Annotated in this window: 27 protein-coding genes; 15 read left to right on the forward strand and 12 right to left on the reverse strand. The window is 47.7% G+C overall.

The genetic code is table 11. The features are described 5' to 3' along the window. The first annotated feature begins 302 nt into the window (after positions 1–302). Positions 303–1,637 (forward strand): SMI1/KNR4 family protein, encoded by a 1,335-nt coding sequence (locus tag HFD99_RS19590; RefSeq protein WP_025363920.1) that lies wholly within the window; start codon positions 303–305, stop codon positions 1,635–1,637. A 113-nt stretch (positions 1,638–1,750) separates the two neighbouring features. On the opposite strand, the gene HFD99_RS19595 is transcribed toward HFD99_RS19590, so the two are convergent. Then, entirely contained in the window at positions 1,751–2,512 is a 762-nt protein-coding gene (locus HFD99_RS19595; RefSeq protein ID WP_025363921.1) for an SDR family oxidoreductase, read from the reverse strand. A gap of 211 nt (positions 2,513–2,723) precedes the next feature. Beyond that, positions 2,724–5,156 carry a UvrD-helicase domain-containing protein gene (locus HFD99_RS19600; RefSeq protein ID WP_167440987.1) on the reverse strand — a complete coding sequence of 811 codons (2,433 nt, stop codon included), beginning with the start codon at positions 5,154–5,156 and terminating at the stop codon, positions 2,724–2,726. A gap of 311 nt (positions 5,157–5,467) precedes the next feature. Between HFD99_RS19600 and HFD99_RS19605 the strand changes: the two genes are divergently transcribed. Beyond that, positions 5,468–6,313, forward strand: a complete 846-nt coding sequence (locus HFD99_RS19605) for a zinc ribbon domain-containing protein (protein WP_025363923.1) — start codon at positions 5,468–5,470, stop codon at positions 6,311–6,313. Positions 6,314–6,378: 65 nt separating this feature from the next. After that, complete coding sequence (locus HFD99_RS19610; protein ID WP_017428008.1) at positions 6,379–7,167, forward strand: TrmB family transcriptional regulator; 789 nt, start codon at positions 6,379–6,381, stop codon at positions 7,165–7,167. A 9-nt stretch (positions 7,168–7,176) separates the two neighbouring features. Here the strand turns inward: HFD99_RS19610 and HFD99_RS19615 are convergent, their stop codons facing one another. Further along, positions 7,177–7,809, reverse strand: coding sequence for an NUDIX hydrolase (locus HFD99_RS19615; protein ID WP_025363924.1), 633 nt, complete (start codon positions 7,807–7,809; stop codon positions 7,177–7,179). 173 nt (positions 7,810–7,982) lie between these two features. Here HFD99_RS19615 and HFD99_RS19620 point away from each other — a divergent pair, with 173 nt between their 5' ends. Further along, positions 7,983–8,276, forward strand: a complete 294-nt coding sequence (locus tag HFD99_RS19620) for a hypothetical protein (RefSeq protein ID WP_016819532.1) — start codon at positions 7,983–7,985, stop codon at positions 8,274–8,276. A 76-nt stretch (positions 8,277–8,352) separates the two neighbouring features. After that, complete coding sequence (locus HFD99_RS19625) at positions 8,353–9,054, forward strand: histidine phosphatase family protein (RefSeq protein ID WP_016819533.1); 702 nt, start codon at positions 8,353–8,355, stop codon at positions 9,052–9,054. Positions 9,055–9,138: 84 nt separating this feature from the next. Here HFD99_RS19625 and mscL read toward each other — a convergent pair whose 3' ends face one another. Further along, positions 9,139–9,633, reverse strand: a complete 495-nt coding sequence (gene mscL / locus HFD99_RS19630) for a large conductance mechanosensitive channel protein MscL (protein ID WP_016819534.1) — start codon at positions 9,631–9,633, stop codon at positions 9,139–9,141. Between the two features lie 150 nt (positions 9,634–9,783). Between mscL and HFD99_RS19635 the strand changes: the two genes are divergently transcribed. Together HFD99_RS19635 and HFD99_RS19640 are read left to right on the forward strand one after the other, a co-directional pair. Continuing rightward, positions 9,784–10,227 carry a carboxymuconolactone decarboxylase family protein gene (locus HFD99_RS19635; RefSeq protein WP_016819535.1) on the forward strand — a complete coding sequence of 148 codons (444 nt, stop codon included), beginning with the start codon at positions 9,784–9,786 and terminating at the stop codon, positions 10,225–10,227. Positions 10,228–10,244: 17 nt separating this feature from the next. Further along, on the forward strand, positions 10,245–11,201 hold the full coding sequence (locus HFD99_RS19640; RefSeq protein WP_031462794.1) for a sigma-70 family RNA polymerase sigma factor: 957 nt from the start codon (positions 10,245–10,247) through the stop codon (positions 11,199–11,201). Between the two features lie 57 nt (positions 11,202–11,258). Here the strand turns inward: HFD99_RS19640 and HFD99_RS19645 are convergent, their stop codons facing one another. The 5 genes from HFD99_RS19645 to HFD99_RS19665 all read right to left on the reverse strand — a co-directional run bounded on the left by HFD99_RS19645 (position 11,259) and on the right by HFD99_RS19665 (position 15,411). Beyond that, positions 11,259–11,597, reverse strand: a complete 339-nt coding sequence (locus tag HFD99_RS19645) for a DUF4870 domain-containing protein (RefSeq protein ID WP_019686043.1) — start codon at positions 11,595–11,597, stop codon at positions 11,259–11,261. A gap of 141 nt (positions 11,598–11,738) precedes the next feature. Then, complete coding sequence (locus HFD99_RS19650) at positions 11,739–12,422, reverse strand: MOSC domain-containing protein (protein ID WP_103042151.1); 684 nt, start codon at positions 12,420–12,422, stop codon at positions 11,739–11,741. A gap of 444 nt (positions 12,423–12,866) precedes the next feature. Continuing rightward, entirely contained in the window at positions 12,867–13,148 is a 282-nt protein-coding gene (locus HFD99_RS19655) for a hypothetical protein (RefSeq protein ID WP_016819539.1), read from the reverse strand. A gap of 30 nt (positions 13,149–13,178) precedes the next feature. Beyond that, positions 13,179–14,330, reverse strand: coding sequence for an MGDG synthase family glycosyltransferase (locus tag HFD99_RS19660; RefSeq protein ID WP_016819540.1), 1,152 nt, complete (start codon positions 14,328–14,330; stop codon positions 13,179–13,181). A gap of 43 nt (positions 14,331–14,373) precedes the next feature. Further along, positions 14,374–15,411, reverse strand: a complete 1,038-nt coding sequence (locus tag HFD99_RS19665; RefSeq protein WP_025363931.1) for a serine hydrolase domain-containing protein — start codon at positions 15,409–15,411, stop codon at positions 14,374–14,376. Between the two features lie 363 nt (positions 15,412–15,774). On the opposite strand from HFD99_RS19665, the gene HFD99_RS19670 reads away from it, so the two are divergent. The 3 genes from HFD99_RS19670 to HFD99_RS19680 all read left to right on the forward strand — a co-directional run bounded on the left by HFD99_RS19670 (position 15,775) and on the right by HFD99_RS19680 (position 17,545). Then, a complete protein-coding gene (locus tag HFD99_RS19670) occupies positions 15,775–15,963 on the forward strand; it encodes a hypothetical protein (RefSeq protein WP_007428354.1) in 189 nt (62 codons plus the stop codon). Positions 15,964–16,068: 105 nt separating this feature from the next. Continuing rightward, entirely contained in the window at positions 16,069–16,851 is a 783-nt protein-coding gene (gene map / locus HFD99_RS19675) for a type I methionyl aminopeptidase (RefSeq protein WP_016819542.1), read from the forward strand. Positions 16,852–17,035: 184 nt separating this feature from the next. Beyond that, complete coding sequence (locus HFD99_RS19680; RefSeq protein ID WP_017428004.1) at positions 17,036–17,545, forward strand: GNAT family N-acetyltransferase; 510 nt, start codon at positions 17,036–17,038, stop codon at positions 17,543–17,545. Here the strand turns inward: HFD99_RS19680 and HFD99_RS19685 are convergent. Beyond that, positions 17,537–18,802 carry a DUF438 domain-containing protein gene (locus HFD99_RS19685; RefSeq protein ID WP_019686048.1) on the reverse strand — a complete coding sequence of 422 codons (1,266 nt, stop codon included), beginning with the start codon at positions 18,800–18,802 and terminating at the stop codon, positions 17,537–17,539. The two genes, HFD99_RS19680 and HFD99_RS19685, sit on opposite strands and share 9 nt — an antisense overlap. A gap of 14 nt (positions 18,803–18,816) precedes the next feature. Further along, on the reverse strand, positions 18,817–19,044 hold the full coding sequence (locus HFD99_RS19690; RefSeq protein WP_017428003.1) for a DUF1858 domain-containing protein: 228 nt from the start codon (positions 19,042–19,044) through the stop codon (positions 18,817–18,819). A gap of 238 nt (positions 19,045–19,282) precedes the next feature. On the opposite strand from HFD99_RS19690, the gene HFD99_RS19695 reads away from it, so the two are divergent. The 5 genes from HFD99_RS19695 to HFD99_RS19715 are packed head-to-tail and all read left to right on the forward strand — an operon-like array spanning position 19,283 to position 23,627. Continuing rightward, the gene (locus tag HFD99_RS19695) at positions 19,283–20,002 is read left to right on the forward strand and encodes a hypothetical protein (RefSeq protein ID WP_016819546.1); all 720 of its coding nucleotides are present in this window, start codon (positions 19,283–19,285) and stop codon (positions 20,000–20,002) included. Between the two features lie 41 nt (positions 20,003–20,043). Then, positions 20,044–20,445 (forward strand): GntR family transcriptional regulator, encoded by a 402-nt coding sequence (locus tag HFD99_RS19700; RefSeq protein ID WP_025363932.1) that lies wholly within the window; start codon positions 20,044–20,046, stop codon positions 20,443–20,445. Positions 20,446–20,450: 5 nt separating this feature from the next. After that, on the forward strand, positions 20,451–21,416 hold the full coding sequence (locus HFD99_RS19705) for an ABC transporter ATP-binding protein (RefSeq protein WP_025363933.1): 966 nt from the start codon (positions 20,451–20,453) through the stop codon (positions 21,414–21,416). Continuing rightward, a complete protein-coding gene (locus HFD99_RS19710) occupies positions 21,413–22,315 on the forward strand; it encodes an ABC transporter ATP-binding protein (RefSeq protein ID WP_017428000.1) in 903 nt (300 codons plus the stop codon). The genes HFD99_RS19705 and HFD99_RS19710 overlap by 4 nt, the downstream gene beginning before the upstream one ends. Then, a complete protein-coding gene (locus tag HFD99_RS19715) occupies positions 22,308–23,627 on the forward strand; it encodes an ABC transporter permease (RefSeq protein ID WP_016819550.1) in 1,320 nt (439 codons plus the stop codon). Before HFD99_RS19710 ends, HFD99_RS19715 begins: the two co-directional genes overlap by 8 nt. A 213-nt stretch (positions 23,628–23,840) precedes the next feature. On the opposite strand, the gene HFD99_RS19720 is transcribed toward HFD99_RS19715, so the two are convergent. Continuing rightward, positions 23,841–24,422 carry a TetR/AcrR family transcriptional regulator gene (locus HFD99_RS19720; protein WP_013369248.1) on the reverse strand — a complete coding sequence of 194 codons (582 nt, stop codon included), beginning with the start codon at positions 24,420–24,422 and terminating at the stop codon, positions 23,841–23,843. Positions 24,423–24,491 lie beyond the last annotated feature (69 nt).

Below are 24,491 nucleotides of genomic sequence, written 5' to 3' on the forward strand. Positions count from 1 at the left end.
GGCGAGATCCGTCAAATTTTACACAAGAGAATGGATAAACTAGGTATAGCATACGGCATCGTTAGCGAATTTAGTTATAATCCTGAGGAGCCACCATCTTGGATTATTAGTATCGAGGATTCTGAAATCGTACTCACCTCGGCCATCTTGTTCCAATATCTGAAACGGCATCAAAATTTGAAGGATGCGTTAACTCATTTTATGCGCGATCACTTTTCATACTTTAATTAAACAGTATCCACTGGATTATATAAAACTTACTTAAAGGTACATATCATATAGTCAACAGGAGGGTACAAAATATGTGGTTTGAGAAGAAAGAAACGCAACTGGATCGAATACAAAACAAACTGAATCAGACTATGAGCAAAGACGCAGACTTCTCGGTGTTTGGAGCATCCTCACATCAATATAAGGTTAATGAGAAACTTACAGCAAAAGAGCTGGCGGACTGGCAAGCCCACAATCAGGTCACACTTCCTGAGCCTTACGCCCAGTTTTTAACGAACGTCGGCAACGGAGGCGCCGGACCCTATTATGGAATTTATCCGATTGAAAAGACAACTTCCTATACCGAGCACCGGGCACTCCTTGCAAAATCCGTTTTGCATCCCGGGATGACCAAAGAGGAATGGAACAACCTGATTGAGCCCCTGACCAAGGATGAGGACATCCCCGACGAGGAATACGATGACGCCCGTAATAAGGTGCTGGGCGGCATGTTGTGCATAGGCACCCAAGGTTGCGAATACGACATATATATCGTACTTGAAGGGAAATACAGGGGGAGAATTGTGTACACCTCCGATTTTCATCCCGATCATCCCTTTTTCTTTGTCTATGAAGACAGCTTTCTGGACTGGTACGAACGCTGGCTGGATGAAATTATTCTGGATTATGATATTGGGTGGTTTGGCAGTCGAATGCCGGGTGATGAGAATGCGCTGATCCAGATTTATCAGAGCGCTCCAAACGAAGAAATCCAAGCAAAAGCGCTTGATGGAATGTTCAAATTTAAAGTAGTTTCTCAGCCAACCCTTGTTTTTTTGAAAAAAATTGCGGAGCAAAGCCCAAAAAATCGAGCCACAGCTGTTCGGCTAATCTGCAAAACTTCTTTTGACACGGGAAGAAAATATCTTCTGGAGCTATTGCAATCAGATGAACATGAGGATTTTCTGCAAGCTTTAATGATTCTGCACGCTTCCAGTAAAACAGTAAATTTAAAGGAATTTATTCCAGCGATTTTGCACAGTCTTGATAGGATTCACGACCCGGAAACGTTGCGTTATGCAGGATATATCCTGGAGGATTACGGTGCGATTACGCTCCAGAACTTTGCACCTTTCTTGTGTGACGCCGATCCGAAAATGCAAACCACTGCCATCTATGCCGCACGCAGTTGCGAAAACAAGCTGGGAAGCTGGCAGATCATTGAACAGATGTTGGTGGGCGACGACCCGCATGTTCTGAAAAACTCAATTTTATATTGGGGCGTTATTCCACATGAGAAGTTGCTGCCTTACTATCAGGCGGTATGGCCGGAATATAAAAGAAATCCGAATTTCAAAGAAAAATTTATCAGTTGTTTGCAAGAACTGCATTTGCCAGATGATTATTTTGACAAGGGCGAATCGTGAGAAATGAGATTTGGAAATGACGATGATAACGTGCTAGTCAATCTACTAGGTAAATCAATAAAAAGCGAATTGAAAAAAGGGCAATCCAGCAAAAGGACAGCCCCATAAGCGAGCTATTTTATTGAATTTTTCGTTGCCTTATACATATTTTCTACGTGTTCGTCTACTTCGTCTCGTGACATGCGTAAGCGAGGCACAGAGGTACCAAATCCGATTTCTATTTTTCCCTCTTCTAATCCTTTGAAAATTCCATCTGCGAAGGCATCTAACGGCTCTCCATGCGTATGCAACCCTGCTCCACCTAAATCTGTATTTACTGCTGGCGGGACAACTTCAATTACCTCTACAGACGTATCAGAAAGCTGGTGTCTTAGGCTGATTGTAAAGGAATGAAGTGCCGCTTTCGTTGCTGAATAAATCGGAGCAATCACAAACGGCGTAAAAGCTAACCCAGAAGTGACGTTAATGATAGTCGCCTCTTCTTTTGTTGCAAAATAGGGAGCGAACAACATGGATAGATGGAAGGGTGCTTCAATGTTAGTGGTGATTTCTTTACTGAAATAATCCCAATTGCTTTTTACATCCGTTTTTAGAACGTTAAAGCGTTGTTGGATACCGGCGTTGTTAACTAACACATTTACTTCTGGATAGTTGGCTGTTACCCAATCCGATAAAGCTATACGCTCGGATTCCATATTCAAATCACTTACATGAGTAATAAGACTAGGCAATTTCTCTTTCGCTTTTTGAAGTACATGTTCACGCCGTCCAGAAACAATGACTTTATTTCCAGCTTTTAAAAATCGTTCTGCAAAGGCAAATCCTATTCCAGTACTTCCACCGGTAATTAGTATTGTATTTCCTGAAAGTTTCATTATATGTTCTCCCCTTTTATTAGTTTTCGTTCTTGTTTCCTGAATGCGCTGTGCCTAAACTGTAACTTTAACTTAGATAAAATTATATATAAAAAAACGGCAGACTAGGATTTTATTCTCATATCCTAGTCTGCCGTTATTTATTTTATTTAGTCTGTCTAAAACTTATTTTCGCAAAGAACAGTTCCATCCGGCTATGTGCACCTCACATTTATCTGGCCGGGATGTTGCGCGTTCCCTCCGTCATCGGGGAGGAGCAAAGCGGACACACCGGCGGCGTGCCTGCACTGGCCCCCGTTGTGCGGCGTCCACCTACTGTGTCGCGCCGCATCCATGCCTTGCAGGCGGCGTCCGTGCATTTCCACACAGGCACATTGACGCGTGGCTCAGTCTGCGACTTAGCCGCCGCCGAAGCCGTACGTGCTGTAGGGGTTGCTGGGGCTAATCCCGGCCTGCTGCTCACACGGGTTGCCGTGTCAGACATTGGCGAACCACCGCCAGCCCGGCTGCCATACCCCGAAGTACCCTTCGGTTGGCCGAAGCTACTGCGGCGCGTTTCTGGCTTGGAGACTTCAGGGGTGACCCCATAGGCTTCAAGCAGAAAACGCGACACGGCGGCAGGCTTGCCGTGATTGGAGGCGGGGGAGGTGATATACAGCAGCTCCTTCGCCCGGGTAACGGCTACGTAAGCGAGGCGACGCTCTTCCTCCAGCGCAGCATCGTTATCCACGGCTGTTGCGGGGGCGGCGCCTGCCCGACGATCCTCTGGCAGCTCGCTGTGTAGAGCTGAGCTGTGCGGCAGGATGCCTTCGCTGGCCCCGATCCAATATACGCAAGGGAACTCTAGTCCCTTGGCTCGGTGGATCGTCATGAGCCGAACAGCATCGCTGTCTTCCTCTCTGCGCAGAGATTCCATCTGGCGGTGGCGCTCGGAAAGCTCGTCCGCAAAGTTGACGAATGCCTCTACCGTGTCAAAGCGCTTGGCTGCCGTTTCGAGCTCCTCCAGACTTTCTTGCATCGTTTCCTTATAATGTGTCCATGCGCCTGTATCTCCGCTTTCCAAATATTTGTCATAAAAGACGCGCCGCATTTCTTGAATAGCATAGGCAGGCTTCATGGTAGTGAGACTGCGAATCAATCGAATGCGTTCTTTCACCTGTTCACGCTGAAAATCACGTAGTCGATCCCAACGGCTGAGGTGGATTAGCGGGTATTTTTTAGCCTGCTGCTTCTCTTCACGCATAATCCATTCCATTCCGGCCTCACGAGAGACATACAGCGGTCCAAGGGTGCTTGGAATAGATTCCATTCGCCGGGGATTCAGCGACAAACGCAAGTGATCCATTAAGGGACGAATCAGAGATTGATCGTAAAATACGGCTCCCGCTCCGTACTGAATAAATGGGACATCCCGCATAATCAATTGCTCAAAAATAGATCGGCTTCCGCTGGCTGTCCGGTGCAAAATAGCGATATCCCGGTAGCGAAGCCGACCTTCCTCTACCTGCCCGAGTAGATGAGTAACAATATGTCCCGCCTCTTCCTCAGGCCCGGATGGGGTGGCAAACTGTGGCGGCAAGCCCTCACGCCCAGCAGCCGCAAGACGTTTGGAACGTCGATGAACATTTTTAGCGACGATGTTGGAACCCAGCCCCAAAATGCGCGCATCACTACGGTAATTAATATCAAGGGTGATGACCTTTGCATCTTTATAGACCTTGTCAAATTCCAGAATGGATTCCTGGCGGGCTCCGTTAAAGGTATAGATCGTCTGGTCATCATCTCCGACGACCATCAGATTGCGATGCCTCGCAGCCAATCGCTGCACCATTTCGTATTGTAGGGCATTCGTATCCTGGAATTCATCGACCATGATATAGGAAAAACGCCGTTGAAGCGGCTGAAGCACATCCGGGTCACGCAGGAGAACAGAGGCACGCAGCAGAATATCGTCAAAATCCATCTTATTGCGTTCCTGTTTCCACGCTTCATAGGCGAGCATGGCACGCTTGGCATCCGCTTCCTCGCGCATGGTTTCCGGCAACTCGTCTGCGCTACGACCTTCCGCTTTCCAGGCGGAGAGTGCGGACAGCAGGCTTTCCGGCTGGAAAGCCTCACTCAGTCCAAGCTGGCGTAGCATCATTTTCATAACGGTATGTTGGGCCTGCGTTTCACCGAACACTTCGTCTTGCACGCCGCGATGACGCAGCATCGCCAAAGCGAATGAGTGGAAGGTACGCGCCTGTACTGCGCGTGCAGCGGCAGGTCGCACACCGGGTAATCCCGCGATGCGCAGCTTCATTTCGGCAGCTGCTTTGCTGGTGAAGGTCACCAGCAGGATGGAAGATGCAGGGACATCCCGCATCGCCATAAGGTAGCCTGCACGGGCTGCCAGCACCGTGGTTTTGCCGCAGCCAGCCCCTGCCAGGGTGAGAAGGGGGCCTTTACCATGGCGTACAGCCTGAATCTGCGGGCGGTTCAGATGAATGCCCGCGTTCTCTATAGCACGAAAATAGGCCGCGTCTTGGTCGCTGTCGGGTACCAGCGTTATACTGGTATCCATAGAAGCTCGACGTGCCTGAGGGCTCGTCGTTGAATAAGGAACCCCGATGGGTCGGGGGTAAAATGCAGGATTTGGGTTCATGATCCTGAAACCCCTTTCGTTCTTAAAATCTTCCATTTTCACAAATGGGGGTAGTTTTTGGTATGATAGAGTTCTAGTCAGCTTTAGATGATGATAAGAACAAGGCGATGGACTAAAATGATACTGAATTCATGCGGATCTAGAGCTGGAGCGTCAGAACGTTAATAGGTTGACGCCAATGCCTATAGCCTTCAAACAGGCAATATGACCGCATTCCATTATACAGGAGTTCGAGGCTTGCCAACAGAAAAAAACTTTGGGATATACGGACGGTACAGTGAAATCCGGCTGGATATGGGGAGGAAATAACGATGAAGCTGATTCAACGTATAAAGGAAGGCGCTAATCGCGCAACAGAAAAGGCGCAGCATGCTGTCGAGATTAGTAAGATCAATTCGCAAATTACAACAATTCAGCAGGAAATGGATGTACACTTTTTACGAATGGGTCAAATTTTTTACGAAGGCTACCGGGCGGCCGATATGTCAGTGGCTGAAACCGAGATGACACAGCTATCTACTGCTTGTGATGAGCTTCAGGATGAAATTGATGAACTGCGCAGCAGAATTGCAGAATTGAAAAATGCCCATTTATGTACCTGTGGTGCAGTTGTGCCGCTGGATGCGAACTTTTGCCCCAAATGCGGACGCAAGCTGAATGAAGGGCAGGCTGCCTCCAAGCAAGTAGCGGCCGTGCGGGAAGAGGTGCCGACAGACGCCTATTCGTTTGATCTGCGCAAGTCAGAGGCAGTGAAGGATGCTGCGCCTGCTTACACGGAGTATGCAGTAGATGAAGTCATCGATCGGCATGAACAGGATGAGCGGTATGAAACGCATGATCCAACGGAATTAGACCGCAATTACACGGTGTCTGATTTTACTCCGGAAGAAAAAGCGGCATTTGATGAAGAGTGGGAGCGCCGTCGTCAGGAAGAACTGGAGAAAGAACACCAGCGTCTTGAAGAACTGGAACGTGAGCGGGAGCGTCAAGAGGAGCTGGATGAGCGCATTCGATATTGGAAGGCCAACAATTCCGGGTCCGAGAAGCCGGCAACACCGTCTACGCAAATACGCGAAAATGTAAAATGCCAAATCTGCACAGCGGAACTACCCAAAGGCTCCAAATGGTGCCCGCGCTGTGGAGCTGAACAGATTTGACGCAGCCGAACAGGCTGCCGCAGGACACAGACATAACGCCGGGCAGCATAGGGGGAACAGAACATATGGAGCGTTTGCTGCAACATCTGCGGAATCTGGGTTTTACGGAGATGGAAGCCAAGGTGATGGTCGAGCTTTCGAGACAAAATGCAGCGTCCGGCTATGAAGTGGCTAAGCGTTTGGGGGCATCGCGCTCCAACGTGTACGCAGCTTTGCAGCGTTTGGCCGGACAGGGATATCTCAGAGCGAGTGCAGGAGAACCTGTACGCTACAGCATGCTGCCGCCAGGTGAGCTGACCCGGATGATTGAAGGGCAGATGCGGGAATCCCTGCTGGCGGTGGAGAAGGAGATGCCACGAACAGAACCAGCCAAGCCGACCTTTTATAATGTGGAAGGTGACCGGAAGGTGCTGGAAAGCCTGACACGCGAGCTGGAACGGGCTAAGCATGAGATTGTGCTGGATTTGTGGCGTGAGGAAGCCGAACTGCTGCGGGAAGAGTTGAAAAAAGCCGAGAGTCGGGGTGTGCGACTCCTATGGTCCTGCGACAACGGAGAAAGCATGTTGGGGCCGTGGCTACCGCGTGCATCTGGTACAAACGGCCAGGAACCGTCAGGGCGCAAGTTTTCCTTTGTTATTGACCGGCGTTGGTGCATGCTGGGAATGCGGGGAGAGAATTGCCCGACACAGGCGCTTATTACCGAGCATCCGGTGATGACAGGTTTGCTGCTTGATCATTTTGCCCAGGATCTTATTTTGTATGAGCTGGAGCATGATATGGGCAGCGAGCTGTCGACCCGATATGGCTGGCGGTATGAAGGCATTGTCGGCAAATATATGTCAGCCGGAGAATAGGGTTAAGGATTACTGGGCGGGAAGTTCCATCAGAGCCCGGCATACAGATGTAATATAGCCCGCTTGATGAGGCACAAATTGATCCGGTGTAATCAGGCGGCGAGTTTTTTCCGGGTTCGGCCCCGACGTAATACCTTGGGCTTCGATAAATGGAATATGGCCTTCAAACAGGGCCAGTGCTTGCTCAAGGTCTGCTTCGTACAGTCCAGCTACTTCTTCCTGCTGGAGACAATAGGCTTCCAGGGGCTGGTTGGACAGCAGTCCAAACACCGAGCTGATCTCCCGATCCCAAAAAGAGGTGCCCTGTGCGGTACCTTTACTTTCATACCGAACGGTCATCAGCGGTGTTAAGGAGTTAAAGGGAACATGAATGCCCAGTTCTTCCTCCAGCTCGCGAGCTGCCTGGGACATATCTTCGCCTGAAGTCAAATGCCCAGCTGCTGTAATATCGTAGCATCCGGGGAAGGTGTCCTTTGTATCCTGACGCTGTTGGAATAGCAAGCGGCGGCCTGTCGAAGTGTCTCGTGCCAGCCAGCAGTGAAAGGTATGGTGCCAGTATCCCTTGGCATGTGCTTCCTGTCGAGAGGCTGTGCCAAGGGGGTTGTCTTCATCGTCATAGATATCCAGAAGCTCGCTAGTCATCGTGGTTCCTCCTATAATCAGCAGAAAATCAAAGTCTTACTTTACAGTATAACGTGTTTTCCACCCTGACGATATGATGGTCGATGTGGAATGTGGAGTAGCTTTTGGGGTATGCTGGGAACATGGAGATTTGCGCCATAACATAGGTTTATGATTGAAAGGAGCGATTTTACATGGAATGTATTGTACATTTCCGAGTGATGCATCCAGAGGAGCCCAAAGAACTGCGCGGGCTGATTATGCTGGAAAGCGGAGGCAAGCCGGGGATTGACCAAATAACAGATATGTTCAAAAATATGGGCTATGATGTGCGTCCAGACAACCCGGAGGAATTGATTTTTAAACCAGTCGATGCCAGAGCGAACTATACATATATCCGGGTTATTGAGCTGGATACGGGTGAGGAAGTTTACCAAGAAGACAGAGATTTGCGCGCGATTTTGGAAAATTTGTTGAATAAACATTAATTAAAGATCAGGAGAGCTAACCAATGGAATGAGATCAAGCGATCCTGTCGCCATTCTTAGGAACGGAGAACCAATGATGAGATTGTATATTATCCGACATGCAGACCCTGATTACCCTAACAACACTATCACGCCGGAGGGACATTTGGAAGCCAAGGCACTGGCCAAACGACTGTCCAGTCACGGATTGGACCGTATTTACGTCTCTCCGTTAGGGCGGGCTTTGGACACAATGCGCTACACCACCGACTCTCTCGGTATGACTTATGAAGTGGAGGACTGGACGCAGGAACTGGCTTTAAAGCTGGAGGATACTCCATACGGTCGTCTTTCCCATTGGGATTTGCCTGGTGAAGTGATTCGTTCCGGGTCGCCTCTGCCGACTCATGACTCTTGGAAGGAAATTTCCTATTATCAGGGGACGCAAAGTCCCGAAACCTTCGAGCGACTGAAGGTTCATTCTGATGAATTCCTGAAGCGGCAAGGCTTTGAGCGGGTGGAGGGCAGGTACCGAATTTTGAAGCATACCGAAGACAGGGTAGCCGTATTTTGTCATGGCGGCTTCGGGCTGACCTGGCTTGCACATCTGTTGGAACTACCTTTGGCTTTGGTCTGGTCCGGTTTTTGGATGCCGCCTAGCTCTGTAACCACCATCTTGTTTGATGAACGCTCCAAGGAATGGGCAGTTCCCCGTTGCATTGGCTTCGGTGATGTCTCCCATTTGTACGCAGAAGGTTTGCCAGTCAGACCTCGGGGTATTATTACCAACTTCAATTAATGGGATTTCTATACGATGCCAAAACGGCTTAAGACGAACCACCGTCTTAAGCCGTTTGTTGTATTCATAGGAGTGTAGGTTGAGTCAGCGTGATTCAACGAATCCCTCTAGCTTGGATGTGCAATGTGCACAGCGGGTAGCAGCTATAGGAATTTCCGACAGGCAATGTGGGCATTCCTTGATCGTTTTTTCCTCCAGAGGTTTTTCTTCCTCTTTGCGCTTCAGCATGTTAATCCCTTTGACCAGCATGAACACACAGAAGGCCACGATGAGAAAGTCCAGCAGGACATTAATAAACTGACCATAGGCAAGGACCGCAATTCCTGCTTCTTTGGCTTGTGCTAGGGTTTTGCGTGTACCGTCAGCATTTAGAGGATCGGCGGCTTGTAAAGCTACATATAAGTCTGGAAAATTCATGCCGCCCAGAAGTTTACCAATCGGAGGCATAATAATATCGTTCACCACAGAAGTGACAATCTTGCCAAACGCACCACCAATGATAACGCCGACCGCGAGGTCAATCACGTTACCCCGTACAGCGAATTCTTTAAATTCTTTAATAAAACCTTTTCCGCTCATGTGATGTACACCTTCTTTACATAAAATCATTTATTTATAATACATGCTATGCCTACTGAGGGCAATTCCAAATTGATGTATTGCACTTTGTCACAAAGCCACATGTTCATTTGTCTTCTATATGTAAACTAATAATGGAGGCGATATATCGTGAGTTTAAGATTTAATCACAGAGCAGTGAGTCCTAGTACATTCAAGGCAATGATGGAGATGGAAAAATATATTTCCGGCCGTTTTACAGACAAAGTATTGTACGAACTATTGAAAATTAGAGTATCCCAAATCAATGGCTGTTCCTATTGTCTTGATATGCATGCAAAGGATTTGCTAAAACTAGGCGATTATGCTGACCATATTTTGCAGCTTGCTTTATGGCGGGAGGTTCCTTTGTTCACGGAAAAAGAACGTGCTATGCTTGAATTAGCCGAAGCGGTCACTCATATCTCAGAGCAAGGGGTACCTACAGACTTGTATAATCGGGTCAGAGAACATTTTACAGAGGAAGAGTACGTAGATTTGATTACCGCAATTAATGTGATCAACAGCTGGAACCGGATTGCCATAGCGACCGGAATGTATCCAGGCAGTCTTTAATGAATGGGGGCTATGTTTTGTCTGGCAAAGAATACGGAATTGAACAAGAATCGGTGGATGTAAGTCTGGAGGAGCTGTATCAGAAATATCGCAAATATTCTTTTGCCATTGCTTATCGCATGCTTGGAACGGTGACGGATGCCGAGGATGTCGTTCAAGACTGCTTTGTCGAGCTGGAGCATAAGCCCCTGAATGACATACAGAACCCCAGAGCCTATGTAGCCAAAATGACGATGAATCGGTGCTTGAATCTGCTGAATTCTGCGCGCAAGCAAAGAGAGACGTATGTAGGACAGTGGCTGCCGGAGCCGCTGGGTGAGAGCGCGGATCTTCCTGCCGATTGGTTAGAACGCAAAGATATGATATCTTACGCATTTCTGGTTCTGCTGGAGCAACTAAAGCCGATAGAGCGGGCTGTTTTTGTGCTGAGAGAAGCTTTTCAGTATGATTATAAAGATATTGCGGAATTACTGGGCAAGACCGAGAGCAATTGTCGTCAGTTGTTCAGTCGCTCCCGCCGTATTCTATCTTCCGGAGAATCTGCTCCTGAAGCTCCAAACAGTCCTAGTATAAATAACTCTTCCCGGGTAAAACTGCTGGAACGTTTTACAACTGCTTTTCTCGCCTACGATGTGACTGCTATGCTGGAACTACTGGCTGAACAACCTGTATTCGTGTCAGATGGTGGAGGTAATGTGCATACGGTGATGAGACCGATGGTTGTACGCAAAGGCGTTCTCGCCCTGTTGACCTCTCGTCGGGTATTAACTGTTTTACGAGAAAGAGATGTGGTCCACACGGTCATCAATGGTGAGGTTCAGCTGGCATTTCTGAAAGACGGTGAAGTGAGAGAGACCTTGTGTCTCAGACTGGCACCGGACGGGGAGCATATTCAGAATTTTTATTTAATGGTTAATCCAGATAAGCTAGGACACATTCATATAAGGACAGAAGAAGCAAGCGTAAAAGAATGAACTGCCCAAACGGAAAAACCTTGAATCCTTGTTTAGGATCAAGGTTTTTTGCTGTCTTTATAACTGCCGGGCTTGATGAAGAGCCAGATCGCCTATCCAGGGAAGCTTGAGCCACTTTCCTTGTCCCGCACGAATTAACAAGATAATCCACATGGCAAGGCTTGCCAGCGTTAGCAGGGAAGCGAGCAAAGGACCGAGTAGCGGAATGAATCCGACCAGCACATGCCCGATCATGAGGGCTACAAAAAGAAGTATGGATTGCAGTGCGTGAAATAATACGAATCGGCTTTTCTTTTCCAGCATGACAAAGGCCAGCGCTCCAATAAATGCGAACAAATAGCACAGGACAGCTGCTATATTTTCATCCAGTCCTGTGGAAGACTTATAGACTGACATGTCAGGCATATCCTCCTTTATAAATGATTCAAGCTAAGTCTCCGTACTATACAAGCTATGAGGACAGGATTGAAGGATATGCCCGATCTCGGTAAAAAAGTTCACTCTACACAAAACATACTAACTCATTGAACCACTTCCTTACGAATTGCCTGATAGTCTTTCCCGAGAATCCGTTTCTGTTCCCGCCAAACGTTTTAGAAACGTATTTCTCCAGTTTACGGACAATTCTTCCACTTCGAGAATTTGTTTAATACCCTCGATATGATCCTTCTCTTGATGCATAATTCGATTGGCAAATGAAACCGTAATTGCTTTCGGATGGCGATGAAGGAGGGATAGTCCGTCGGCTTTAGAGGCAACTCCTTCTTCCAGAACGCGGAAGTAGAATCCCGTGTAGCCTGTTTGCTGTACCTTCAAGGGCATGTCCGGTACGCCGTACTTGATGGACAACTTATAGCAAGGCTGTCTCGGCTGGCTAACTTGAACGATAGCTTTGCCAAGCTTAAAGACGTCTCCAATGCAAACGTCGGATTCTAGCAAACCCTTTATCGTTAAATTTTCACCGAATGCGCCGTAATCGAGCGGACTCCGCAATTCATTTTCCCAGAACGGGTAGTGCTCGTAGGGATAGACGCATACAGCTTTCTCGTGCCCTCCGTGATGAACTAGATCGCCCTGCCCATCCCCTTCGAAGTTTAGATAAGATAAATACAGATATTCATCTGTGGCCGACTTGAATATCCCCGTAGAAACATCCTTCTGATTAAACCGGATCTGCTTGGGCATGCCGACATTAAGAGAAAGGATTTTAATAGATGCCATTCGGATCACCTCTACTCCAAATTTTGGTCAACGAGTTTCGCTAGATGCTTCTATATTCACGTTCCTGCATTCCTGTTCCGCTTTCATCACGTCCATGATGACACCGCCTTTTTACATTTCGGTAATTCCTCTTTTGACTCTGTTCGTCCCCGTTTCCATTTTACACTTCTCCATGTGCTATTTGCGAATTAGAGAATGTGTATAAAAATACGAAAAAGGCTGAACGAAAAAGATTCGTTCAGCCTTTTAAACAGTTATACACATGTTTTGCACATGTTGTACGCACTTTATCCACCGCATAATAGTGTTTATCCACAAAAACAACGTGGTTTATACACAACTTGTGCACAAACTGTAGACAATATTACAATAGTTCATAGTTTGCGCACAGTTTGTACACAAACTATCAACATATTGGTAGTAATTGTGGATATACTTCCGTAATTATCGGTCACCAGTTTTTAAATGACGGCGCGGGTGTGTGATTTTACCCATTTTATTCTTGTCATCCTCTTTGGGGATAAGTCGTTCATCGGTACGTCCTTCGTGATGGTTCTCAAAGGCATATTCGGTCATTTTCCACTCAGAAGTACCCAAAACAACATCAGCGGGAAAGTGCTGGCCTCTGTGCAAATGCTGCTCATGTCCATCCTCATCCACATAAATACCATCCACTTCTACCTTTTCACCCGTTAGTGGGAGTAAATCCTTTCCTTTGTGTTCCATTGGTATCCCCTCCGTCTGGCTTATTCTTCGTTAATTTGTCCGGACGGAGGTTCTTTTATCCACAAGCTGCTGTAAAATATCCTCGGCAATCTGGTCTGCGGGATGAGGTTTGCGAAGTAACTCAATCGCCTGCTTCATTTCCTTAGCAAGAGAGGGAGTGGAGATCAGATCCAGACAATGTTGAATCAGTTCCTCCGTTGTGCGAGCAATGCGGGCAGCTCCTTTTTGCTGCAGATACAGAGCATTATTTAGTTCCTGACCGGGTACGGGTTTGAACACCAGGATAGGCAAACCCGATGCGATGCTTTCCGAGAGTGTGATACCGCCGGGCTTTGTAATCACCAGACTGCTTGCTCGCATAAGTGCTGGAACGTAGTCCACAAATCCGTAGGTGTAGATGTCGGGGTGGTCTGCATACAGCGCATCCAATTCTGCTTTCAGCTGCTGATTGCGTCCGCAGACGATCAGCAGTCGAAGCTGCGGCAGCTGGCTTAAATGATGACAGATATCCAGTATGCCGGATAACACACCATACGCACCTGCCATAATGAGCAGCGTGGTCGTCTCAGCTTGTAACGGTGGGATTACCTGTTGCTGATCAGGGGGTTCGTTGACAGATAGGTTATAAAAAGAAGCGTGAATCGGAATTCCAGTCGCGGCAATACGTTCGATAGGTATTCCCCGCTGTGCGGCCTCCTGCTGCAGATCCTCAGTAGCTACATAGTAGCGGTCAATATCGGGATGTAGCCAGCGCCCATGCAGGTCAAAGTCTGTAACCACGTTGACAATAGGCAAATTCATACCCATTTTGCGGCGTAACGCTGGAAGAGCGAGCTGCGGGAACGTATGGATCACGAGATCCGGTAATTCCTTTTTCAGTGTGAGAGCAAGTTGACGCATTCCGAATGAATGCAACACATGGCCAAAGGCTGATTTAGCCTGCATACCGCGCGTGATGTTATAGACCCAGCCGTAAAGCTGTGGAATGGTTTTGAAACTTTGCATATATACAAATTTGGTCAGCCCATTCAACCATGGATGAGATTCAGCCATCAGGTCGAGTAGTTGTACCTCGCAGTGTCCGAGTCTTCGCAGACTATCCATGATTGCCCGAGCGGCCTGCACATGGCCTTCCCCGTAGCTGGCGTATAAAATTAGAATTTTCGGTGCTGAGACTTTCATGATTGTTTAGCCCCCTATATTCAATAAGCACATGTAGCTCATTTTAGGAACGTTCCAAGTTGAGGGAGGATACGGCTGGCAAGACGAAACGCTCTAGCAGTGTTCGTGGGTTTTTCCAACGGCTCACCTTGCTGTCTGCTGTAAATACCACGACTGCATTCGCTTCCGGTATCAGATATATTTGCTGTCCTCCATGTCCGTGTGCACACGCATAGTCAATGCCGTGGAGTCGTCCAGTCCACCATTGGAATCCGTAATCTCCGAATTCTGGATAGCCTTCAATCTGTCGCTGCGTCGCCTGATGCAGCCAATCGGCTGGAATCAATTCTCTTCCATTCCAGATGCCTTGATGAAGGCAGCAATCGCCGAATTTAGCCATGTCTCGCGACGTCAGATACAGTCCGATATGGCCCATGGTGTAACCCTCTGGATCTTGTGCCCAACCACTTCTCCCGAAACCTAACGGTTCGAATAAATGCTGGAGAGCGTACGTATAGGCGTCCATGCCACAGCAACGGGTCAGGAGCACGGACAGCAGATGTGAATCAACACTGCGATATTGGAATACCCCGATTTGATCCTCCTGTACAGGTAAGCGAAGGGCAAAGGACGGCCAGCTCTTGCTGCGATGAAAACGGTGGATAAAGGCTTCGCCGAGCTTTTTGCCCGTCTGCCAATACAAGCCTGACGTCATAGTCAACAAATGACGAATCGTAATCCGCTCTAGCAGTGTTTCCTTCCGCCGGGGCAAATACTCAGGCAACAGCTTATGCACAGCCGTATCTGGTCCGGGCATATCCCCACGTGCCATAGCCATGCCGACGAGCGTGGAAGTGAAGCTTTTGGTCGCGGAACGCAAATCGTTCAGAGCGCTTGCTTCATGACCGTTGTAATAGCGCTCCCAGATCAGCTTGCCGTGGCGAAGCAGGAGAAAGCTGTGCATTTTCGGAAATTTAGCTCGGATTTCATGATCTGCCTGATCAAGTAGGGAGGCATCGATGCCTTCCTCTTCACAAGTTCCGAGGTTCAGCGCAGACAGACGGGCAACAGGTGCAGTGAACAGTGGAGCATAACGGCTCATCCCTTTCCCCCCTTTTTATGTTTATTTATTTTACCCCAAACACATACGCTCCAAAAGCCGATAAATAAGGTATACCTCTATGCAGCAGCTAATTGAGAACTCCAAATGCTATGAAGCGTAAAAGATAGGTAAAATCAATGTAAATTTACTGGAAAGCTGAAAGCTGTATCTGAATATGGTATAATGGGGTAGTGATTCAGCCAATAGAAAATCGGTTAATAATAGTGTCAGGTACATGCCTCGCGTAAGGCATTCCCGACCTAAGCTGCACTAGACATACTACTTCACTGCATAAGGACATCAATACTTTTCGGCATTCTCTTCAACGGAGCACTTATTTTCAACGTTTTGGGAGGGAGTTACATGGCAACGAAAGGTCACAATGAAGTTAAGGAAAGTCTGCGGGAAATGACTCGAATTTTCCGGCCTAAGGATCCCAAAAAATTTGTAAAGGAATATGTGCGAAAATACCGGATAACAGGAGGGTATGAGGAAGAGTTGACCATGGTGGTGGAAAACGAACTCGGCCGCATCAATTCTTCAGTATCTTAAAGGGTTCGCTTACCCGAACAACTAGAAACACGACTTTTATAAACCGTCTTTCCCTAGAGGAGACGGTTTTTTTGTGTCCGTCCTGCATACAATGGGATAGGTTTAGTGAATTTGTATGCTCAAAGGAGGCGGATTCCAATAGAAATAGCGATACGAACACCGGAGGAAATCGGCTACATCAGGGAGGCCGGACGTATTTTGGCAGATTGCCATCGTGCGCTGGAAAGTCGTATTCTTCCGGGAATCACAACGCTTGAAATCGATGCTTGGGTGGAGCAATTTCTATGCAAGCGTGGAGCTACGCCTGAACAAAAGGGCTACAAGGGGTTCCCTTATGCGACCTGCGCTTCGGTCAATGAGGTGGTATGTCACGGCTTTCCCTCGGAGCGGGTGCTTCATGATGGGGATATTGTAACCATCGACATGGTGGTTAACAAGGACGGATGGCTAGCTGACCGGGGATGGACCTACGCAGTGGGTGACATCAGTCGTCCGGTAGCAAGGCTGTTGCGGCAGACCCATAAGGCGCTGATGCGCGGCATCGAGGTTGCCCGCCCCGGCCGGACATTAGGGGATATTGGGCATGCGGTCGAAAAAGCGGCAGGCTGGCGACGGTACGGTAACGTCAAATCTCTGATCGGGCATGGGATTGGCCGCCAAATACATGAACCGCCGGACGTTCTCCACTACGGTCGTGCTAGAACGGGATTGCCACTGCGCGAAGGGATGGTGATTACCATTGAGCCGGTATTTACCCTCGGACCCGAAGGCGCGGTGCTCTGGGGGGATGATGGTTGGACCATCAGCACAGCAGACGGCAGTTGGGGCGCTCAATATGAGCACACCATTGCGATTACAAAGAACGGTCCTTATATTTTGACCTCATAAAAGAGTATTGTGCCATAGGGAGTCCAATGTGCGGGTTGTGTGCATAAGACTCTCTTGGTAAGTTTTTTTAGGATGGCATATCCGCTTCACCAAACAATGAGCTACTTGTTATAGATCATAGATCGCGATTCGGATCGTCGGTATAATAGGAGGCATAATATTGGAAACTAGGAGTGGAACCCACATGATGATTAGGGAAGCGATGATATCAGATGCCGAAGACATCGCCAAGGTGCACGTAGACTGCTGGAGAACGACATACAAAGATATCATGCCTGCCGAGGTTCTGGAACGGCTCTCCTATGAGCAAAGAACAGAATTGTGGAATGCGAATCTATCTACTGAAGACGGTCATCTCGTATATGTGGCTGAAAATGAGAAGGGGGAAATGATCGGATTTGTGAGTGGAGGTCCAGAAAAGTCAGGGGAATATCCCCCGTACGGGGGAGAGATAACGGCTCTTTATGTTTTGAGTGAATACCATAGTTTAGGGCTCGGCAAGAGACTATTTCTGCGGTTGCTTCAACACTTTAATAGTATGGATATTCACTCTGTCATGGTGTGGGTGCTGGCAGATAATCCAGCGTGTACTTTTTACGAAAAGCTAGGGGCCAAGCCTGTAGTAGAACAGCATATTATAAATATGGGTGGCAAAAACCTGAACATGGTGGCTTATGGCTGGCTGCTATTCTGATAGAATACGCTTTTGTCCTTCCAAGGCGCGAATAGGCGCGATATTTTGCGTGAATTCCAGTGTTCCCAAATAGCGTCCTTCGGAATCACGAACGGCAAAATAACGGATGTAGACAAATTTGTCCTTGATTGGAATCCAAAAATCTTCAACATCCTTGCGTCCGGCCTTAAAATCTTCCAGCAGTTTCTCAACGACATGCACGCTTTGCGGCGGATGGCAATTTTGCACGGTACGACCAATGACGGCCTTTGTGCGGGCAAAGATACGTTCTTTACCGTGAGAGAAATAGCGAACAACATCATTTTCATCGATAAAGGTCAGATCCACAGGCAGGTGATTCAACAGTAGCTCCAATTGTTGTACGGATACAATCCCTGTCTCGAATCGTATGAACCCTTGCGGAGTACCAGAAGTGGAAGTGTCTTCTGTTTGCTCAAGGGCTTCTACAGGTTCCTCTGCCCGTTCAGGTATCCATTCACGCTCAGGAGCGGTCAGGCAGAACCCGATTTCCTCGCTTTCCCGGGCTATTTTCAGCCATTCATCCTCGGTCAGCTTACTGAGTGCCATCGGCAGCAAAATATTCTCTTCCTTGAATATCATTTCATTCACTTCACTCATGATATGAGCAAGCGCCTTCCCAATCTGATCACGATCTCCGTTATATTCGGTAAGCAGCTTCTTCGCATCCTTGATTGCGGCGCGAATGCCGTCGTCCACCCCCCACATCACTTTGGTTGGACCAAAGATTCCATAGCGTTCTAGATAAGGAAATACTAGATTTTCTTTGCGGCTATAGTGTTTGTCGACATCCATCAACAGACTTAAATCTTCAAGCAGCTTGTAAATAACCTTGGGGCTGTCGTCCTTTTGAAACTGCTCTGCATGGAGGGCCAGCTTAAAGTTGACCAGACGTTCGATCTCACGATTTTCCAGCTTGAAGGTGTGAACAGGATGTCCTGGTTGTTCCTCCGGTCCCGAAGGACGATGAATATCCTCAATAGAGCCCTTGAATATCGATGTATGAACGGAACAGAGACGTTGGACTTCCGACACCGGAATTCCCTCTTCGGTCATCAAGGCATGCTCCATCGCTGAAATTTCCGCCACGCTTACCCCACCAACAGCCTCTGCAAAACGCGCTTTAACTTCCTCCACGCTTTTCCCGGCATGTAGTTCTTTAATAATTTCCTTCAATGTTCGCTGACGCTCCGTTAATTCCTGTGCTGTATGTTCACGGTTGTTAATTAGCTCGCTCATGATCGTTAACCCCTTTATTTTTGAATGGTAAAACCATGTTGCATAAATGTCTGCTGCACAGTTTCCATACTTATTTTCTTCAACGCAATTCCTTTGGACAGTGTCATAAAACGTCCTGCGGTTTGGAGCATGCCGGGCTTGGCAATATCGTGAAAACCCAGTTCTACCATAATGTCCTTCACTTCAGGATAACGATTAACAAGGTTAAATATGGACTCATCCCAATGCAGTATTTTATCCATTTGTTCATCCCCTCAATTGAGAACGTTTTTCATTTACAGAGTAGCATAGGTCCAAACGAGCTATTGTGATTGTACGCACAATATTGTTCAGGTAGTTGACAACGGTAAATCTTGGTTTATATACTGTGTATAAAGATATATACAGTAATAACACTGAATACTGTGGTAACACCTTTGAAATGAAGAGCGAACGAAGTTGTTATTACACAAGCAGTGCAGAAGGGATCAGGATAAGAAAATGACAATCATGAAGCAGGCATGGATGATTACCCGTCAGGATTTTCGCAAGAATCCATATGCAGGACTATGGACGTTGCTGTTTATTGCGTATTTGGGATTTACCATGAGTTTTGCGGTAAGTGTGCAATGGGGTGAGCATGCAGCCTTGAGTCCAGTAGCTGATTTCATCATGCTGACGTTGATTCCGTTTTTAGGGTTCATTTATAACCGTCGAGCGTTCAAATATTTACAGGAAGATTCTTATACGCACATGCTAGCCTTTTTCCGCACCTTGCCTATACCGATGAAAGCGGTAATTATGAGTCGAATTCAACAGGCGGTGTTGGCGTTTGTTGCGAATAGTGTGATATTTTTTGCTCTTTTGTTTACATTGTCAGGTACGCTTCGGATATATGCCAGCACAGGATTCTTTGTATCGTTTGCTCTGACCTGGATAGGCTACGGAATGCTCATTCAAGCCATTTATATTCACTTGGAATTTTTGAAAAGAGGAAAAGAGTACTTCTGGCTATCTATTGTGATCATGCTAATGTGCGGGATGGTTACGATTATAGCTCGAGTATGCGGGGCCAACCTGGTATCGATAACGGCTTCTTATAGTAAGGAATGGTTGCTGTTGTCCCCGGTGATGTGGGGAGCATTGTTAGCAGGAGTTCTGGCTATGTCAGTGTCCTATCGGGTGACACAGCGTAAGCTCATGAAACGGAACTTAACTTAGTAGTATGTGTACAAAAATAACTAAAAAGGGGGGGAAAGCAGGTGAATATTCCAGTGCAAATTGATGAGAATAGCGCGGAACCGCTGTATGCGCAGATTGAAAAGCAGCTTCGTTCACTCATTGTAACCGGACAGATTGCAGCGGGAACGCTGCTTCCCTCCATTCGTGAGTTCGCGGGGACGCTTCGTTGCAGTGTAATCACCGTCCGGCGAGTCTATCAGGATTTGGAGAACGAAGGCTTGCTTCGTACCCGGCAAGGAACGGGCACCTTCGTAGCTCTGGTCGAGGATGATATGCGCTCAGGTTACCGTCTTAAAGCGGTGACTGAGGCATTGGAAACGGCGATTGCCACAGGCATCGCTGTACAGATGAAAGAGCGGGAGTTATTGGAGCTTTTTGCAGAAATGGTGAAAAGAAGGTATGAAGTCCAGGTGAGGGAGTGACAGCCGTGAATAATCATGTGGGAGTTCCTACGGAAATACAGATGAAAGCACCAATTATTGAGATGAGCCAGGTCTATAAAACCCGGGGTGACCGGAAAATTGGACCGATTAATTTAACGGTTGAACCAGGATATGTGGTCGCTTTGGCTGGACATAACGGATCAGGGAAAAGCACATTGATTCATTTGCTGACTCAGCTTGTTCATCCGGATTCCGGTGAGATTCGTTGGTTCGGTCAAGCATACCCCGACGGCATGCCGGCAGATACACGACAATGGGTTGGGTATATACCGGAGCAGCCGGTTCGCGAGGAGGATCGACTAACTGCAGAAGCAGCAGCGGCTTTTCGAGCATTGTGGTATCCCGGCTGGGATGAAACACGTTTTCAGCGTCTAATGGACCGCTTTCAGGTTCCAGCACATACGAAATTATCGCGTATGTCCAAGGGACAGCGCCGGAAATTCGAACTGGCTGCTGCCTTGGCGCCGCACCCCCGTGTGTTGCTACTGGATGAGCCTTCATCGGGTCTAGACCCTTTTGCCTGGAAGATCATGCTGGAGGAACTGCGGGATTGTATGAAGAACGGTAAAACGACGATCATTATTGCTACCCATATCATGGACGAGATCAAGCGTTTGGCGGATTATATTGTCTTGATGCACGATGGCAGGCTGCTTGGCAAGCTGGAAAAAGACCATCTGCTCGAAAATGGCAAGGAAATGTGGTTTGAAGGTACACCAGAGGAGGCATCGGAGCTTCCGGGAGTTGTAGAGACGGAGAGTGATGGGAATTTACAGCGAATTATAACGCTGGCAGCTGGAGAGACCAGTGCCATATTGGAACAAGCGGGTATTCGCCCCATCCGTGTGCGCCGTCTGGAGCTGGATGATATTTTAGTACATTGGTCTGCGGGACAACTATCGACGGATACAGAGACATTCATGAAGAAGGAAGGGGTAAAGCAATCATGAGCATGCTGCAATTGGAAAAGGTCGTGAAGCAATATGGGAATCATACGGCGGTAAACGGAATATCCCTGAATGTGAACGGTGGCGAGATTTATGGACTGCTGGGAGGCAATGGAGCAGGCAAAACGACAACGATGCGCATGGTGCTCGGCCTGATTTACCCTGACGGGGGAAGCATTCAATATGAAGGCAAGCCCTACAGCAAGGAGCTTCAGCGGACAATGGGCTATTTGCCCGAGGAGCGTGGACTGTACCCCAAGGTGAAGGTGAGCGAGCAGATTAACTATTTGGGCAGGCTGCGGGGAATGTCGGCCAAGGAGGCAGACAAAAGTCTACGCTACTGGCTAGAGCGCTTTGGAGTGCCGGAATATTACGACAAGCGGATTGAGGAGCTATCCAAGGGAAATCAGCAAAAAATGGGCTTTATTGCGGCTGTTGTGCATCGTCCGACGCTGCTCATTTTGGATGAGGCCTTCAGTGGGCTGGACCCGGTGAACGTCGAATTGCTTAAGGATACGGTGAAGGAACTACGGGATGAGGGTGCTGCGATTTTATTTTCAACCCACCGTATGGAGCATGTAGAGGAACTGTGCCGACATATTACGATTTTGCACCGCTCGAATACCGTAGTGCAGGGAAGTGTGCAAGAGATTAAGGGCCGTTACCCACGTGAAAAAGTTCGCCTCATCACTACAGGTGAAGTGAACGGACTGGAACAGCTGCCGGGCGTACGCCGTGTAGAGCATATGGATCGTGGCTGGATGCTGCATATTGAGCAGCCGGATGCGGCGAAGTTAATTTTGCAAACAGCGTTGGGACAAACGGATGTGGAGCATTTTGAGATCAAGGAACCTACGCTCAACGAAATTTTCATAAGAGAGGTGGGGGATTCCCATGAATAGACTGGGTACGGTGATCGGGTTTACGTTTCGTCAGAAGGCGAGGACCAAATCCTTTATCATTACGACACTGGTATTGGCCTTGCTCATTACGCTGGGCATGAATCTGCCGTATTTGATTTCTTTGTTTAAAGGAGAAGGGGCCGGAGGTTCCGGCACAACTGCAGCCGCACATCAACGCTTGGGTCTGATTGCCGGGAACCAGACAGAAGTGGCAAATCAGCTGGAGCGATTTACCAAGGAGCAGTCCAATCCGGCAGCCATCTGGGTACGTTATGACAGCGTACAAGCGCCGACAATGCAGCAAGCCTTGAACAACGGAAAGCTGCAAGGTTACGTGCAGTTCACGGAGCCTGCCGCCAAGGGAGACACGTTTCCTAAAGTGGAATACGTCTCTGTAGAAAAAGAGCCATCTCCGGCTGTCATTACATTGGTGCAAACGGGACTTCAGGAAGCAAAGGTCAAGGCTATTATGGGCGACAAGTCGTTGACCAGCGACCAAATCCGTGAAATTAGTACACCTGTATTGGTGGATAGCAGGGAAGTAGACAGTCCGTCTGAGGCAGGGGGAGCTGCGGGGAAAGAGGAAAAAGCGACCTCCATGATTAACTATGGTTTGGTCTATGTATTGATGATTTTATTCTTCACCTCTTCCATGATGACGGGGAATATGATCGCCGCAGAGGTAACATCGGAAAAAAGCTCACGGATCATGGAGATTCTCATCACAAGCGTGTCGCCGTTGACCCAAATGTTTGGGAAGATTATTGGCATCTTCCTGGTGGGTCTGCTGCAAATTGCCGTTTTCGCAGCCGTTATGTGCGCCAACCTCATGCTGCCGCATAATAATGTCATTCTTAGCTCGGTCGGACTGGATTTGTCTCAACTGAATATTGCGGTGCTCGGCTATGGTCTCATATTTTACATTCTCGGCTACTTTCTGTACGCGGTATTGTTCGCCGCGGTGGGCTCCATTGTTAGCCGTACCGAAGAGTTGGGGCAGGCAATCATGCCGATTACCGTGCTGTCACTCGCAGCCTTTTACATCGGGATCTTCAATATTGCGGCACCTGATACGATTTTCATTAAGGTGGCCGGATACATTCCGTTCTTTTCTCCGACCGTCATGCTGCTACGCATCGGACTGGAACGGGCGAGCCTGCTGGAAATTTGGCTGTCACTAGCCATTCTAGTTGCTTCCATCCTATTATTTGGCTGGCTGGCCGCCAAGATCTACCGTACGGGTGTCTTAATGTATGGCAAACGACCTTCGTTCAAAGAGCTAAGAAAAGCGATGAAGGCTTACAAGATTTAATAAATGTAGGAGAACATTGTGAGTAACCATTATAGTTGAGACAAATGTATTAATAAATGAGATTTTTCAATATATGTTTGAGACAAAGTGAGAGCCTTGATTCATCAGAAGTACCGATGGATCAAGGCTTTTCTACTTTATATGGTGATGATTAATAATTGGTGATGTTTTGAGAGGAGAAGTTAGACTTATCATTAAATAAATCAATAAAGCTTATGACTGAGACAAGATTCCTTTAACAAACAATGAGACACTGTGCTTGTAGAACTCTTCCTCGGTGACGAGTTGGGACTGATATTGCCGGTGAATCAGCTCGCTCATCTGAAATCCGTAGCACATCGAGAGGAAAGTCATGGCGGCAAGACGCTCATCCTGTCTGGCTATAACTTTTTTCTTCTGCAGGCGTTCAAAATATTCAACTAGCAAGGAGTGCAGCTTCACCGGCGGATCGGCCAGCACTCTGTCCAATTCGGGAAGCATTCCTTTGTCACGGATGCCAATCAAAATGATGTCCGCATTTTTATGGAAAAACAAGCGGTACTGCTGACTTACATTCAGCAGATCTACTTCCGGATTATCGGTCGCATCCTCTTTTAATAGCTTCTCAAATTGCGGGATATCCGAATGTCTTTCAATAATGGCTTCCAATATGCCTTGCTTGCTTCCAAATTGCCGGAAAATCGTAGATTCATTGACTTTAGCTTCCGTTGCAATGGCTTTGGTGCTTACTCCCCGATAGCCCTTCTTTTTGATGAGCCGTGTCGCGGCTTCAATGATTCTGTCTGAAGTTTGCATTGCATTTCTCCTTTTACATATGTTAAACCTATTCTACTACAAGATTTTGCATATGCAGCAGGATCGGGG

The organism is Paenibacillus sp. EKM301P (assembly GCF_011800295.1).
GTDB lineage: Bacteria > Bacillota > Bacilli > Paenibacillales > Paenibacillaceae > Paenibacillus > Paenibacillus polymyxa.